13 protein-coding genes are annotated in these 14,918 nt (G+C 43.1%); 12 read left to right on the top strand and 1 reads right to left on the bottom strand.

All coding sequences use genetic code 11. From position 1 onward, the window contains the following. Nucleotides 1–30: 30 nt before the first annotated feature. From A6R74_RS03295 to A6R74_RS03255, 9 genes are all read left to right on the top strand, one after another. The gene (locus A6R74_RS03295; protein ID WP_064233031.1) at nucleotides 31–1,401 is read left to right on the top strand and encodes a UDP-glucose dehydrogenase family protein; all 1,371 of its coding nucleotides are present in this window, start codon (nucleotides 31–33) and stop codon (nucleotides 1,399–1,401) included. Nucleotides 1,402–1,497: 96 nt separating this feature from the next. Continuing rightward, nucleotides 1,498–2,706 carry a glycosyltransferase family 4 protein gene (locus tag A6R74_RS03290; RefSeq protein WP_064233030.1) on the top strand — a complete coding sequence of 403 codons (1,209 nt, stop codon included), beginning with the start codon at nucleotides 1,498–1,500 and terminating at the stop codon, nucleotides 2,704–2,706. Nucleotides 2,707–2,910: 204 nt separating this feature from the next. Continuing rightward, nucleotides 2,911–3,810 (top strand): phosphoribosyltransferase family protein, encoded by a 900-nt coding sequence (locus A6R74_RS03285; protein WP_064233029.1) that lies wholly within the window; start codon nucleotides 2,911–2,913, stop codon nucleotides 3,808–3,810. A 143-nt stretch (nucleotides 3,811–3,953) separates the two neighbouring features. Further along, nucleotides 3,954–4,763 carry a glycosyltransferase family 2 protein gene (locus A6R74_RS03280; protein ID WP_064233028.1) on the top strand — a complete coding sequence of 270 codons (810 nt, stop codon included), beginning with the start codon at nucleotides 3,954–3,956 and terminating at the stop codon, nucleotides 4,761–4,763. 263 nt (nucleotides 4,764–5,026) lie between these two features. Continuing rightward, nucleotides 5,027–5,986 carry a glycosyltransferase family 2 protein gene (locus A6R74_RS03275; protein WP_064233027.1) on the top strand — a complete coding sequence of 320 codons (960 nt, stop codon included), beginning with the start codon at nucleotides 5,027–5,029 and terminating at the stop codon, nucleotides 5,984–5,986. Between the two features lie 44 nt (nucleotides 5,987–6,030). Next, nucleotides 6,031–6,957, top strand: a complete 927-nt coding sequence (locus A6R74_RS03270; protein WP_064233026.1) for a glycosyltransferase family A protein — start codon at nucleotides 6,031–6,033, stop codon at nucleotides 6,955–6,957. A 472-nt stretch (nucleotides 6,958–7,429) separates the two neighbouring features. Then, nucleotides 7,430–9,478, top strand: a complete 2,049-nt coding sequence (locus A6R74_RS03265; RefSeq protein WP_064233025.1) for an acyltransferase family protein — start codon at nucleotides 7,430–7,432, stop codon at nucleotides 9,476–9,478. Beyond that, complete coding sequence (locus A6R74_RS03260) at nucleotides 9,479–10,426, top strand: glycosyltransferase family 2 protein (protein ID WP_082906571.1); 948 nt, start codon at nucleotides 9,479–9,481, stop codon at nucleotides 10,424–10,426. It abuts the gene before it with no gap. Nucleotides 10,427–10,684: 258 nt separating this feature from the next. Continuing rightward, nucleotides 10,685–11,449, top strand: coding sequence for a DUF3750 domain-containing protein (locus A6R74_RS03255; RefSeq protein ID WP_064233024.1), 765 nt, complete (start codon nucleotides 10,685–10,687; stop codon nucleotides 11,447–11,449). Between the two features lie 91 nt (nucleotides 11,450–11,540). On the opposite strand, the gene mntR is transcribed toward A6R74_RS03255, so the two are convergent. Beyond that, nucleotides 11,541–12,020, bottom strand: a complete 480-nt coding sequence (gene mntR, locus A6R74_RS03250) for a manganese-binding transcriptional regulator MntR (RefSeq protein WP_064233023.1) — start codon at nucleotides 12,018–12,020, stop codon at nucleotides 11,541–11,543. 197 nt (nucleotides 12,021–12,217) lie between these two features. Here mntR and A6R74_RS03245 point away from each other — a divergent pair, with 197 nt between their 5' ends. Genes A6R74_RS03245 through A6R74_RS03235 form a run of 3 tightly spaced genes read left to right on the top strand, consistent with a single transcriptional unit; the run spans nucleotide 12,218 to nucleotide 14,916 of the window. After that, nucleotides 12,218–13,138 (top strand): metal ABC transporter substrate-binding protein, encoded by a 921-nt coding sequence (locus tag A6R74_RS03245; RefSeq protein ID WP_064233022.1) that lies wholly within the window; start codon nucleotides 12,218–12,220, stop codon nucleotides 13,136–13,138. 6 nt (nucleotides 13,139–13,144) lie between these two features. Further along, complete coding sequence (locus A6R74_RS03240) at nucleotides 13,145–13,975, top strand: metal ABC transporter ATP-binding protein (RefSeq protein WP_064233021.1); 831 nt, start codon at nucleotides 13,145–13,147, stop codon at nucleotides 13,973–13,975. A gap of 17 nt (nucleotides 13,976–13,992) precedes the next feature. Beyond that, a complete protein-coding gene (locus A6R74_RS03235) occupies nucleotides 13,993–14,916 on the top strand; it encodes a metal ABC transporter permease (RefSeq protein WP_064233020.1) in 924 nt (307 codons plus the stop codon). Nucleotides 14,917–14,918 lie beyond the last annotated feature (2 nt).

Genomic DNA, 14,918 nt, shown 5'->3' with positions numbered 1-14,918 from the left:
ATTTATTCTACTCTCCAGTTAGGAAATCTAATGAACGTTACAGTTTTTGGAACGGGTTACGTTGGCCTAGTTCAAGGCACTATTCTGGCTGAAGTTGGCCATCACGTTGTTTGTGTTGATCTGGATGATAATAAGGTCGAAAAACTTAAACAGGGCAACATCCCTATTTATGAACCTGGTCTAGAGTCTTTGGTAAAAGAAAACCATGCTGCTGGGCGGCTTGAATTTACCACTGATGCGATAGCGGGAGTCAAACATGGCCAAGTACAGTTTATTGCTGTGGGAACTCCTCCGGACGAAGATGGTAGCGCTGATCTCAAGTATGTTCTGACGGTGGCTGCCACCATTGCCGAACATATGGAGCAGAGCCAAATTATCATCAACAAGTCTACCGTACCTGTCGGGAGTGCTGACAGAGTACGAGCTGAGGTAGAAAAAGTTTTGGTAAGACGCGGCCGTGATAATATTGCATTTGACGTGGTATCTAATCCTGAGTTTCTAAAAGAAGGTAGTGCGGTCGCTGACTGCCAAAAACCTGATCGTATAATTATTGGTACCGAGTGCGATGCCACTATTGAAGTAATGCGCGAGTTATACGCTCCCTTCAATCGTAATCACGACAAGATCATCGTGATGGATGTAAAAAGTGCCGAATTAACCAAATACGCAGCTAACTGCATGTTGGCTACCAAAATAAGCTTTATGAACGAAATGGCAAACCTGGCTGAGCGCCTGGGTGCTGATATTGAAGCTGTGCGCAAAGGAATAGGCTCAGATCCACGCATAGGTTACGATTTCATTTATCCCGGCGTGGGGTATGGTGGTTCTTGCTTTCCTAAAGATCTCCAGGCACTTATTCATGTTTCGAATACAATCGACTTTGACGCCAAATTACTTAAAGCGGTGGAGTCACGTAATAAAGAGCAAAAAAACACGTTATTTAATAAAGTAAGTCAGCACTTTAATGCAGAACTTAAGACAAAAACCTTCGCCATTTGGGGACTTTCATTTAAGCCCAATACTGATGATATGCGCGATGCCCCGAGCAGGGTGCTTATGGAAGCACTTTGGGCCGCCGGTGCCAAGGTGCAGGCGTATGACCCGGAAGCCATGGAAGAAGCCCAGCGAATCTATGGGAGCAATGATCACTTGGTTCTTTGTGGTACTAAAGAGGCTGCACTGAAGAAAGCTGACGCCTTGATTATTGTCACTGAGTGGCAAAACTTTCGGGCCCCTGATTTTGATCTTATTAAATCGCAACTGACTGAACCCACTATCTTTGATGGGCGTAATATTTATGAGCCGCGTCGTATGGAGTCGAAAGGGTTTACTTATTACTCAGTAGGCAGACCAAGTCCTTTACTATCTTCATCCATCACCATTAAAAGCGCGAAAGTCTGACTTAATTTTAATGCTATTCAGTATAAGCATATTGCTTTGATACCAGTCTAAAGGGCAAGGCTATTATGCTGTCTGGTATCTTGTTGAGGAGTTACTATGAACGCTAAGGCTGCTAAACCGAATCGTCGCTTTTTGCTCGTGTCGGGCTCAAGTTATTCCTTGATTAATTTTCGTGGGCCGCTAGTGCGCAGCCTGATTAAAGCAGGGTTAGAAGTTCACGCGGCATCTCCAGGGCTTAATGATGATCCTATAACATGTCGACAGCTTGAATCCTGGGGTGTGATTATTCATGACATCCCTATGCAACGAACAGGACTGAATCCTTGGCACGATTTTCTTACTCTGAAGTCGCTTTATCGCTTAATGAATGATATTCGTCCCGATGCTGTTCTGGGGTATACCATCAAGCCCGTGGTGTATGGGATGCTGGCGGCTTGGCTAGCGAAGGTTCCACGGCGCTACGCATTGATCACTGGCTTGGGGTATGCCTTTGCCGGAGAGGCCCGCGGTAAACGTGCGCTAGTTTTTCATTTGGTGCGCAGGCTCTATGCGGTAGCTTTGAATAAGGTAGATAGGGTGTTTTTTCAGAACCCTGATGATGAAACGTTATTTCGTGATTTGGAGATACTCCATACTCACGTTCCTTCACAGGTGCTCAATGGGTCAGGGGTAGATATGGCTCATTTTGCAGCAGCTCCTTTACCTGAAGGATCACCACGGTTTTTATTGGTTGCTCGTTTGTTGGCCGATAAGGGCGTGCGTCAGTACGCAGAAGCAGCTAGGAAAATCAAACAGCAGCATCCTGAAGTCGTGTTTCAACTAGCCGGTGATATCGATAGCAATCCCGATACAATTACGCAACAAGAATTGGCTACCTGGGTAGGGGAAGGTTTTCTTGAACATTTAGGTTGGCTGAGTGATGTGCGGCCGGCACTTACTGAGAGCAGCGTTTTTGTACTGCCTAGCTATTACCGGGAAGGCACACCGCGTTCAATCTTGGAAGCTATGTCTATGGGGCGAGCGGTGATCACCACCGATGCACCTGGCTGTCGAGAAACCGTAATTGATGGCGAAAACGGCTACTTGGTACCCGTAAAAGATGTTGACGCATTGGTTAACGCCATGCAGCACTTTATTGACCGACCCGCATTAATGCAAACCATGGGGCGACGCTCCTACGAAATTGCTAAAGATAAATACGATGTGCATAAAGTGAATGCCATTATGCTTGAAGCAATGGGTATAGGGAAACCTGAGCTTCAGAATATGGCGGAAAAACCATTTGATACTATTGCTGCTAAATAAAAATTAATTAATCGTTGTTTATATTATATCCTCAGAAAGCATTAACAGCCTCGATGCTCATATCCTAAGTGTATCTTTTTAGAGTATCTGTTCTCTGATGCAATAGGTTTTTATCAGTGGTCTCCATGTTCCTATATGTATCAGTTAAATGTGTGATAGATAGCTGTTGCTGAATATATTGAGCGAGTTATCGGAGAAAACTTAATGCAGATACAGTTCAAGTCATATGGTGATCTCGGTAGGGATATTACAAAGAATTTTGGAAAATTTTCCGGTGAGTGGGACTTAGTCGTTGGGGTTCCCAGAAGTGGTATGGTACCTGCTTATATGATTGCACTTGCTCTGAATGTGAACTGCACGGATATCTCATCTTGGGTGAACAACTATCCATTGAAAAGAGGGCTTACCCGTGGAGTAAGAAAAGAATTGAGCTCTCCTTGGGAGGCAAAAAAGGTTCTCATTGTGGATGACAGCATAATGAGTGGAAAGTCAATAAGAAGCGAAATTGAAGCGGTTCCTGAGTGGTTAGCTTCCCGTGCAACGACTCTGGCCGTTTATTCAGGGAAACCAATCAGGAGTGATGTAGATATTATTCTTGAATTCCTTCCTCATCCTAGGGCTTTCGAATGGAACATATTTCATCACAATGTCATGAATAGATCGTGTATTTGTCTCGAGGGTATGATTGCCGAAGGCGAGTCTGTCAGTGACAAGCCCACAGCTCGCTTTCGATATATACCATCAAGAGATATTAATACGATCGTATCTAGCCAGAAAGAATCAAGCCGCAATGAGGTAGAAATCTTACTAAAGAGCAACGGGATTACATATCGAAACCTCGTTTTGGCTAACAACGATACTGATGTTATGGCGATGGACTCACTTGTTAGGTTCAAAGTGAAGACGTTCATCACGTCAGCGACAGATTTATTCGTTGAAGAAAACTCTGATCAAGCAAAACTTATTTGTCGGGAAGCAAGGAAGCCTGTTTTCTGTTCTAGTGATAACTGTATATATAATCCAGGAGATGAACTTGGAACCCGATTTGTTAAGAATAAGATAAAGTTGTTGATGTGGAAGATTGTAAATAGCAAGGCATGGTAGAAAGTATATTTTAAGATGTATTTTTTCAAAAGGACATACAAGTTTATCAAAATAATGAATTGAGTCGCCAGAAGCTAATAATTAATTTTATTTGTATGCCTGGTGCTTATAAAAAATTTTATCTGACGCCATGGAGGTGAATGATGGATCAGATTAATATCTCTGTTATTATGACGGTTAAGAATGGTTCTAAATACTTGGAATCTTGTCTTTCTTCTGTTTTTTCTCAGACTTATCCGCCTAAAGAAATCGTTGTGGTCAATGATGGATCAGACGACGACACCTGGGAAGTGCTTAAGAGATTACGCCATACGGCTCCGATACAGGTTCAGTTAGTGAATACACAAGGTATTGGGCGTTCGCAGGCGCTTAATCTTGCTGTCTGCCATACGCGTTATCCTTGGCTGGCTAATATCGACGCTGACGACAAATGGCTACCCGAGAAATTGGCGCATCAGGTCGCTACTGTGGGTCTGTTTCCAGACGTAGAACTTGTCGTCACAACTAGCCAAATCGTCTATGGAGATGGAGACGGAGAGTCGTTAGTCGGGGGTGGATTTTCAGTAACACCAATGGGCTGCGACAGTTTTTATATTAATAATCCAATAAATCATAGCTCTATACTTTTCTCTCGACGATTTTTTGATCAGGTTGGCGGGTACGATGAAAAATTATTTAGGCAGGTCGATATTGATCTTTGGATACGCGCTCTTAGAAAAGGTTTTATGTTTTACCAAGTGAATTTGCCGCTAACAATTAAACGACTTCATGACGGTCAGAGCTTTGAAGTTGGAAATCGATTAGGTTATACATTTAATTCATTAAAAATTAGCTTAAAAAAATTATGGCAACTTAAAGCTCCGTTTTATTACTTCCCAATTGCTTTTTTAAAGTTTTTTTATAATAACATTCCAAGAGTAATCCGGCGCCGTTTGAAAAGAGTGAATCATTAGGTTGATAGTTATTGTGCAAGTATTCATGTTTTATGGTTAGCACTTCAAAAAAAGTATCTGTAATTATAATTAACATGATTGTTTTTATAAAACCTATCTTTTTTTATAGTAATATATTTGAATTTTCTTTATCGTCAATAACAACATTTACCATTCCAAGGTGGTAAGTAATGTCAGAAGCTGCCGTATTAAACGTATGAATACGTTAGCTAATAATTAAACGCCGCATTGATTTCTAAGGGCATGATTTGGCAGGGGACACTATGAGCAAGGTGATCGCAGTGATACTCACCTACAATCGACAGGATTTGCTGCAGCTATGCTTAGCTTCCATTTATTCACAAACACGCATTTGTGACCAGGTGATTGTAGTTGATAATGCTAGTAATGATAATACACAAAAAATACTAAGTGAATTGGACTATCCGAATCTAAAAATTTATTTACTCTCGCAGAATATAGGTGCTGCGGGTGGATTCAATGCTGGGTTTCGTCTTGCATATCAGGAGGGGGCTGATTTTATTTGGATGATGGATGATGATGTCATTCCAGAACCGTCTGCCTTGCAATGTTTGATTGAAGCTGATAATACACTCGATAAAAATGGAATTGATAGGGCGTATTTAATCTCTACTGCTTTTACTGAAAATGGTTACGTAACTAATTCACCCTCTATTAACAAAAAAATGAATCATATTGGTTATAAAGATTGGCCAAAGTTCGCTCAATATGGTGTTGTTTCCGTTGATAGGGCAACTTTTGTATCTATTCTAGTCCCTCGCAGTACCCTTGAGAGGTATGGTTTGCCAATTTCCTCAATGTTTATATGGGGTGAGGATACGGAATATACGTTAAGAATAACGAAAGATATCCCTGGGTTTGTAGTTGGTGCTAGCAAGGTTATGCATTTACGTCAGGAGAAAGGTGTTTTGAACATAATTTCTGAAAATAGTGAAGTCCGTCTAAAATATTATAAATACTTAATAAGAAATAGAATATTTGTCACTAAGAAATATCGCTCAATTCGTGTAGTAGTTAAAATTATGTGTTTAGATTTTTATATGATATTAAAATTATTGCGAAGATGGCAATTAAAAAAAGCTAAAATTGTAACAATCGGGTTGGTGGAAGGCTTTCTTTTTTCACCTGAAATTGAATACATTGATTCTCCGGTTAAGAGTCAATGTCTCCCTTTGAGAGTTCATAGATGTCAAAATTTATAATTTTTTAATTAAAGTATGTTAATGTCTTGCAGTGAGGTGAGTTTATGTGTAAGTTTTCTGTCATAGTACCTGTGCATAACAAGGCTTCAACGTTATTGGACTCCCTTACTTGCCTTTATAATCAGACTTTTAAGAATTTTGAAATTATTGTCGTTGATGATGCATCTACGGATGGATCTCTCCAGATTTTAATACAAGAGGAGCGCAAGGGTAAGCTGCGATTGTTCCAGCGAGATGAGCCTGGACCAGGTGGATACGCAGCGCGCAATTATGGAGCACAGCAGGCAACATCTCAGTGGTTGGTTTTTTTTGATGCAGACGATCTGCTTGTGTATGACCATCTATCGATATTTGCTAATGCTATTTCGGAAAATCCATCTATTAATTTTTTCGTAAATGCTTTCCGGAAAATGGAAGGAAATATAGTAGTTCCTCGAAGTGAATCCTTGCAAAATGGAGTTTTGAGTCGGCAGGCGTCCTTAGCGGCGTTCTCACGTTCTGATTTCATTCACATGAACGGGGCTTGCATACGTAAAAGTACATTCATGGCCCTTGGTGGATTTCCTGTTGGTCGCTATCGGCGTGCTGGGGATGTTTATTTTTGGTTAAAAGTAATATGTAGCCTCAAAATGGTTCACTATGATCCCACCGTTACGAGCATGTGGTTGCTTCATAATAGCGGTGTGGTAAGCGATAAAAGTAATATGACTCAAACTCATCCCTGCTTAGATTTAAAGAGTGAACTTAAAGTTGGCCTCTCTTGGATTGAAAAGCATTATTTAAATGCCTCCATAAACCGTAAGATATTGTCTTGGGCAGTCGAGAAAAAGATAGCTGGAAGATCGGTTGAGACAGATATACGTTCACTAATATTATTTGGTATGCGTCCCCGACAGTGGATGACTTTAGCAACGCTTATAATACCTCAGCCTTATTATGGTAGATTGCGGGAGCGGGTGTTAAGTGAATAAAAATTATTCTTATTTTAATTCCAACGTAAGTTTCTTAAATTAAAGTAACAAAGAGATTAAGTTGTCATGAATAATGAAAAACTTCTTGAATATTTTACAGCTATAATTTTACAACTATATCTAACCCACTAATGCACATAAGTTCAGTTTTATTAAATCGAAAATAAAAAAATATCAGTTTTTTAGAAATTTAGGAACGCCGTAGTTAATGCTTAGTGCTGAAGATGGTTGTCTGGCGACCACGAAATGTATTAGATTGATCAATAAAAAAATAAATAAATGATATTTATTTTAAATAGTTGATTAATTTTTTTTGCATCAGACTTATCAGATATTATCCATCGACAAAGTAATATTGTTAGCGATCTTTTTAATAATATCTTTGCTTGAAATTTTAGTTATTATTTAAGGTGTTAGAAGTCGCTGTGACTAGATATGTTGAATGTTTTACTATTTATCAAGGAGGATAGAAGTGAACAAAACTTTTGATGTTTATACTTCCGATAACAAATATCGTGAGGATATTCAAGGTGTTCGTGCCATAGGTGCGATGCTCGTACTTGTTTTTCATATCTGGTTTCAGAAGGTATCCGGAGGGGTCGATGTATTTTTCGTTGTATCTGGGTTCCTAATGACAGGCATGTTGATTCGCCAGTATGCAAAGGAAAGAAATATAAAGACTTTTCATTTTTGGGGAGGGATTATTAAGCGTGTAGCTCCATCTGCTTACGTTGTGCTATTAATTACTTTTATTCTCAGTTATTTTTTCGTACCACCTGTATATTGGGTGGCTACAATACATGAATTTATTTTCAGCGCAGGACATCTAGAAAACATTTTGCTGATAAGAAGAGAAGTTGACTACTTACAGGCTGGAGATCCGGCCAGTCCTTTTCAACAGTACTGGGCTCTCTCAATACAAGTGCAATTCTATGCTTTCTTTCCTTTCTTGATTGGGCCTTTGTTATATATCTCGAATAGAATTAAGTCATTGATCCCTTTAATGTTGGGTGTTTCTGCAGTTGTTGTTTTTTCTTTTTTATATTCTCTCATTTCCACGCATTATAATCCGAATACCGCCTATTTTAACCCTATAGGAAGATTGTGGGAGTTTTTAATAGGGGCACTTGTTGCTATATTTATACCTTACATAAAACTCAGTAAACAAATGGCATCGATGCTCTCCTTTCTAGGAGTATTATTGCTTTTTAGTGTCGGTATTTTCTTTCCTAGAGAATGGAATTTTCCGGGGTATGCTTCGCTATTTCCTGTTATCGCGGCTGTTTTTCTTATCATTTCAGGAAAAGATGCTAAACATAAAACATTTGTGAAAAGTATTTTGACAAATCGCTATCTTGTAATGATGGGAGCTATGTCGTTTACTATCTATCTGTGGCATTGGCCTATACTTGTTTTTTTTCAGCATTATTATGAAACCACAAACCTAGGCATTATAAAGGGAATGATGATTGTTATATTAGGAATTTTGTCAGCTTTTATAACGACCTGGTTGGTTGAAAAGCCTTTTAGGAAAATGCCAAAGTCTAGAGTATGGATTTCTTATATAGCCGGATTTTTGTTTTTTTTTCCTTCCGTCACAATCGGTATTGGAGCGAAATACTACATTGAAAATCGAGATGATGTAAATGTTGTCTTTAAGACATCTTCTTTCGATGGTTCGAAGATTTCTATACAAAATAATGCTTCAGATTTAAACTATCGCTATGTTACTTCGATATCTAATGATTTAGGCGAAGCCATGGATTCTGACAACGGTTGTGCTACGACAATTTCAGAGTCTGAGATTTCAGCCTGTGAGTTTGGAGATGCTTCATCTGGTAACGTTGTTGCATTAGTAGGTGGATCACATATTGGTCAATGGGAACCTTTTTTTTCAAAGTTAGCAGAAGAGTATGGTTATAAGGTGGTAAGTATAATAAAACATTCCTGTTCACTTGGTTATGAAATTGTGGAGGATAATGATACTTGTAAACTATGGAATGATAACATTATTGACTATTTGATTGAGCTTTCTCCCAATATAGTTATAACAAACTCGACAAGGTCTAATCGCCCTCGTGACAACAGGCTAGTAGTAGGCGACCCCGTTGAGTTTGTACCTGATGGTCATGTGGAAAAATGGAAGGAAATAACTGCCTTGGGTATTCCAGTATTGGGCATAAGGGATAATCCTTGGTTTGAAAGTGATCCTAGCTATTGCGTATGGAAAAATCGTGACGAGGCGAGTCTGTGTGCTCGGCCGATTGAAGAAGTACTGCTAAAAGACAACCCTGCAGATGAATATGCAGCTATAATTCCTCTGTTCACCTCTATAGATTTTACCCCATTAATATGTGTTGATGGATTATGTCCAGCATATTTTGATGAAAGGCTAATGTGGTCTGATACCCACCACCTTACACGAAATTATTTGGAATACATTACCCCAAGTCTGAAAGAATCACTTGAGCATCAGACGTCTATTTTTCAGACTTTAAATAACCACGGGGAGATAGATTAAATGTCTTTTTATAAACTTGAAATTGAGGTGGAATGTAAAAGTGCTCAAGAGAATGCAGGAGGGGTTATGAAGATTAGCAGCCCAAGAGCTTCCGTTATTGTGCCTACCTATTATGATTGGGCACGATTAAGGCTCTGTGTTATTGCCTTGCAAAATCAAACTTTTCCAAAGGATGATTTCGAAGTCATCATTGTAAATAATGCACCAGAAGATATACCTCCTATTGATTTTTATTTGCCGAATAATTTTACTATAATTACCGAGGGAAAGCCGGGGTCATATGCAGCAAGAAATGCTGCTTTAAAATTAGCTAAAGGTGAAATTATTGCTTTTACTGATTCTGATTGTATTCCTGATCCTTACTGGCTGGAAGCTGCTGTTAAACGTTTTGATAAAGGTGTTGAACGAATAGCTGGCAAGATAGAGCTTTTTTTTAAGTCTGACAACCTCACTCTTGTCGAAATTTATGAAAAAGCGTTTGCTTTCGATCAGGAGAAATATGCAAAGGCAGGAGGGGCAGCAACTGCCAATATGATTACACTAGCTAAAAATTTTAAAACAGTTGGTTTTTTTAACGATGCATTAATGTCTGGAGGTGACAATGAGTGGGGCTGGAGAGCGATGGATAAAGGTATATCTATTGAATATGCTCCAGAAGTTATTGTCAACCACCCAGCTCGAGCTGATATTAAGGCTATGCTTAAAAAACGTAAAAGAGTGCTAGGAGGTGAAGTAAGTAAAGAAAATGAAAATATTAAAAAAAGTTTTATTTTGACGCTTCTTAAAGGCTACTTCCCACCGCGGAGGCAATTGAATCTTTTTTTTAAAAAAGGACTGCCTTTTTCTAAAAAGCTTTTAGCTTATTTGTTATGTTATTATTTTAAAATCTATTCAACTACCTATAAGTTAGCCTTGCTAGTAGGTATTGCTAAGCCTGAGAGATCCTAATTTTCAACAAGTTTTTATAGAGTTCCACTACTGTAAATTTGCAATTCGTATTGATTTAGAATCAATAAACCCTCCTGAAATTTTGTGGAGGGTTTTTTTTTGGTGAAAATATTTCTTATATTTCATGTGTCGATTAGAACAAATTTTACCCGCTGTTATCAACGCTCCAGGTGAACCCATAATGCCGTTGAAGCCTGTGCTTGCACCAAGTCAGCTATCGCGGTAATAAACAGATAACTTTCAGTTACGGATGATACGATGAGAATGCTACTGCGTTGGCTGCTTTTTCTAGTGGCGCTTTTGACGCTACTACTGGCGGGGCCTGTTTGGATTTTGGCGAGTAATCAAGTAGTGACTGATGGTCATTGGTCATCACTGGATCGTTCATCCGCGGGTATAGCGCCTGACCCCATGGTGAGTTTTGAAGCCGTGGTTCAGGTCTATTCCGCCCGTGCTTATAACTGGCGTGGTGCGTTTGGCGAACATATCTGGATTGCGACCAAGGCGGAAAGTGCCGATAGCTACCGACTCCATCAAGTGCTGAGCTGGCGCCGTCCCACAGTGGTATCTTCAATCGATACGCCTGATCGAGCCTGGTTTGGCAATCCACCCACACTATTAGCGGACTACCGCGGCGATGCGGCTACGCAGTTAATACCGCAGATAGAGGCTGCCGTCGCTGAGTACCCTCAAGCTGAGCTGTATCGAGTGTGGCCTGGCCCGAACAGCAACAGCTTTATTGCTTGGGTAATACGTGAAGTGCCGGATTTTGAAGTGGCGCTCCCGGTAACGGCTATTGGCAAGGACTATATGTTCAATAGCGTGTTTGCGGCTGCGCCGAGTGGCACCGGTTATCAGCTCTCATTGGGCGGGGTGGTGGGCGTGATGCTGGCGCTGGAGGAGGGCATTGAACTCAACCTCCTCGGCTTAAGCTTTGGTGTCGACGTGATGCGACCTGCTCTGAAACTGCCAGGCGTCGGGCGGCTGGGGATGCCCGCTAAAGTAGTGGGAAGCTCATCATGACAGTAAAAGCCGTGGCGTTTATTTTTATGCTGTAGCGTCTTTAATTCAGGTAAATCATGTGCACTTTGTCTACCGTTGTGCAGCCGCGGTTTTAGTTGTTTTGCTGCTGCTCAGTAAAGCGCTGCATGATAGCAAGGGTTTCGTCGCTAACATGGTGTTCCATGCCTTCAGCGTCAATTCTCGCAGTGGCATCTTTCACCCCCAGGGCACGTAAAAAGTGCAGCACGATATCGTGGCGTGCGCGTGACGTTTCCGCCATTTTTTGGCCCGCTTCGGTTAGAAACAGCGAGCGATAAGGCTTACTAGTAACCAACTCCAGCTCATTTAAACGCCGAATCATTTTTGAAACCGTCGCCTGGCTGACCGCCATACGGTTGGCAATGTCCGCCGCGCGTGCTTCGCCGCGGTGTGCCAGCAGGTCGCCAATTAGCTCAACGTAGTCTTCAATCAGTTCGGTTTCGTGGGCATTACGCACCGTTGCATACTGCTGAGCATGCTGCTCCACGGGCGGTAGGGCATCACCAGGAATGCTTGGGGCGGTCAATGCAGCGTTCGGATTAGAATCAGTCATTGGCAAATTATATCGGAAGCAGTGTTAATAATCATTGGATAGTAATTGGAACAGTATTTGTAATGGTACTAGGTGTAGCACTCGAAATAGTAGCGTATTTTTTTTGCAATATTGTTAGCCAAGGCTAAACTGTTTGCACAATGCTTTTTTGTTGAGCTACAGTCTACTTATCGGTCATGCACAAAAAAGGAGAGACAATGAGTAAGCGCAATCTGGGTATAGCCTTAAGCCTACCGCTATGGCTGAGCGCCGCGCTAACCAGCGCAGAAGCGCAAGAGAGTGCGACGTCTCCCTTGAATGTGGCCGTCACGTTTTCTGTGCTTGGCGATATAGTTGCTCGCGTGGCAGGGGAGAATGCCAATATCTCGGTATTAACCCCGGTTGGCGCTGAAGTCCACGAATGGGAATTAACCCCCAGTAATTTCGCTGCGTTAGAAACGGCAGACATAGTATTTTACAACGGCTACCAGTTAGAGCAGTGGATGCCCCAGGTCGAAGCAACGGTAGTTGATGGAACCCCGCTGGTGGCGGTTGCTGAAACCTCTGAATACCCGACTCAGACAATCATTACCGGCGACATGGAAGGCGATGTAGATCCCCATCTATGGATGGATCCACGTGCAGTGTCAGCCTATGTCCAGGTCGTCGCTAATGAGCTAGAGCATTTACTTCCCCAGCGAGCTGAAGAGTTTCAGCAGCGTGCTGAAGCGCTGAAAGAAGCGCTGCATGCGCTGCATGTTGAGCTGCAAGAGCGCTTAGAAGCGATACCTGAAGGGCGCCGCGTGCTGCTCAGTAGCGAAGCCGCATTTTTATACTTCTCTGATGCCTACCATTTTGAACACGACGGTATCTGGGGTACCAACGCCGAAACCGAAGGTTCACCGCGTCAGCTTATGCGGGTGGTGGATATGATTAATGAACGCCAACCGGCGGCGCTGTTCTGGGAAAGCACGATTTCTGACCGCCACGTCACCAGCCTGGCACGGGATACCGGCGTTAAAGTCGCGGGGCCGCTATACGTGGACTCGCTTAGCGAGCCAGAGGGTGAAGCGGGTGATTATTTCACCATGATGCGCCACAACGTTGAGCTGTTGCGCCAAACGTTGGCAACTGAGTAAACGATTATGGCAACCACTTTTGGCGACGCCCCAGTGGCGATTAATATAAAAGGTCTTTACGCCGCCTATCAGCGTCAGCCGGTCTTGGAAGACATTAATTTGCAGTTCCCCGCGGGGAAATGGACGGCCATTGTGGGGCCGAATGGCGCAGGAAAATCCACCCTTTTCCATGTGCTTACCGGTAGCATGAAAGCGTTGCGCGGGAGTGTTCAGGCGTTTAATCAGCCGATTGAGATACACCGAAAAGCGGGACATATCGCCTACATGGCCCAGCGCGAAGCCATTGAGTGGGATTTCCCTGTTTCCGTATGGGAGACCGTTATGGGGGGGCGCTACGGGCATATGCGCAGTGATCCACTGTGGCGACGTTTGTTGCCTTCGCGCTGGTACCATCCCCGCCATGGTGAGGCTGTGTGTGAAGCGCTGCGGGCAGTTGATATGTTGGCATTGGCGGAGCGTCCTATTGGCGCGCTCTCAGGAGGGCAGAAAAAACGTGTATTACTAGCCCGTGCTCTCGCCCAGCAGGCCAATATTTTGCTCCTTGATGAGCCGTTGGCAGGCGTGGATCCGCCCAGCGAGCGATTGATTTTAAGCGTACTTGCTCGGGAGCGTCAGGCAGGGCGTACGGTTATTATGGTGACTCACGATATGCCCGGTGCTCGCCGGCATGTTGATCATGTGGTGCTGATTAACCGCTTTATCCGTGGGGTAGGGACGCCTGACGACATGCTCAATGATGCCAAATTGGCTGAGCTGGCGGTGAGCTCGATTGAGCAGTCGGCGAACAATGTACGCGTCGCTGAAGCATCTTCTACCTTTATGGCGGCTCAGGGGTAAGTAACGTGACAGAACTAATGACGACACTGAGCCTGTTTGGCGACACCTTGGTGAGTGGGCTCATCGCTGCGTTGATGGTCATTGTCAATCTGCTGCCTAGCGCTGTTTCAGATGCATTCCAGTACGCCTTTATGCAGCGTGCCTTATTAACCTCGGTGCTGGTGGGTGCTATTTGCGGCATTTTATCCTGCTATGTGGTGCTTAAACGCTGGTCGCTGCTGGGGGATGCTATCTCTCATGCGGTGCTGCCCGGGGTGGCGATTGCCTACCTGTTGGGCTGGCCGTTCTTTATTGGCGCTTTTATTACCGGTGCGCTGACTTCGGTGGGTATTGGCGCTATTGAGCGACATACGCGGATTAAGTCTGATGCGGCCATGGGCCTGATGTTTACCGGCGCTTTTGCGCTGGGTATTGTGATCATCAGCAAGATCGCCTCCAGTACCCACCTCATGCATATCCTGTTTGGCAACGTGCTGGGTGTTCAGCAATCGGCGCTCTTGCTAACGTTAGTGTCCAGTGTGATTGCCCTGTTAGTCGTGTGGCTCGCCTATCGCCCGCTGCTGCTATACGCCTTTGACCCCCAGCAGGCTCAAGCATTGGGGTTTAATACCAGCATTATTCACTACGGTTTGATCTTGCTGTTAACACTCACCATCGTCGCGAGCTTGGAAACGGTGGGTATCATTTTAGTAGTTGCAATGCTGATTACCCCTGGTGCAACGGCGCACATGCTGACCGACCGCTTTAAAACCATGATGCTGATTTCAGTGGGCGTTGGGGTAAGCTCGGCGGTCATAGGGCTATGGCTTTCGGTAGTAATGGATGTTGCCTCTGGTGGCACCATTGTATTGGTTGCTACCAGTTGGTTCTTTCTTGCCCTACTATTCTCACCTAAACACGGTTTGATACTTCGCCAGTGGCGTCGCTGGCGTATGAGTTAGCG

Origin of the sequence: Halomonas sp. ALS9, from assembly GCF_001651035.1 — a bacterium.
In the GTDB taxonomy this organism is placed as follows: Bacteria; Pseudomonadota; Gammaproteobacteria; order Pseudomonadales; family Halomonadaceae; genus Vreelandella.
The sequence above is the reverse complement of the archived record's forward strand: the minus strand, read 5'-3'. Positions and strand labels throughout refer to the sequence as shown.

Coding starts and splice junctions, on each gene's coding strand:
- A6R74_RS03235 (WP_064233020.1), top strand. CDS start 13,993: ATGACGACACTGAGCCTGTTTGGCGACACCTTGGTGAGTGGGCTCATC.
- A6R74_RS03255 (WP_064233024.1), top strand. CDS start 10,685: ATGAGAATGCTACTGCGTTGGCTGCTTTTTCTAGTGGCGCTTTTGACG.
- A6R74_RS03275 (WP_064233027.1), top strand. CDS start 5,027: ATGAGCAAGGTGATCGCAGTGATACTCACCTACAATCGACAGGATTTG.
- A6R74_RS03295 (WP_064233031.1), top strand. CDS start 31: ATGAACGTTACAGTTTTTGGAACGGGTTACGTTGGCCTAGTTCAAGGC.
- A6R74_RS03280 (WP_064233028.1), top strand. CDS start 3,954: ATGGATCAGATTAATATCTCTGTTATTATGACGGTTAAGAATGGTTCT.
- A6R74_RS03270 (WP_064233026.1), top strand. CDS start 6,031: ATGTGTAAGTTTTCTGTCATAGTACCTGTGCATAACAAGGCTTCAACG.
- A6R74_RS03290 (WP_064233030.1), top strand. CDS start 1,498: ATGAACGCTAAGGCTGCTAAACCGAATCGTCGCTTTTTGCTCGTGTCG.
- A6R74_RS03285 (WP_064233029.1), top strand. CDS start 2,911: ATGCAGATACAGTTCAAGTCATATGGTGATCTCGGTAGGGATATTACA.
- A6R74_RS03245 (WP_064233022.1), top strand. CDS start 12,218: ATGAGTAAGCGCAATCTGGGTATAGCCTTAAGCCTACCGCTATGGCTG.
- A6R74_RS03260 (WP_082906571.1), top strand. CDS start 9,479: ATGTCTTTTTATAAACTTGAAATTGAGGTGGAATGTAAAAGTGCTCAA.
- A6R74_RS03240 (WP_064233021.1), top strand. CDS start 13,145: ATGGCAACCACTTTTGGCGACGCCCCAGTGGCGATTAATATAAAAGGT.
- mntR (WP_064233023.1), bottom strand. CDS start 12,020: ATGACTGATTCTAATCCGAACGCTGCATTGACCGCCCCAAGCATTCCT.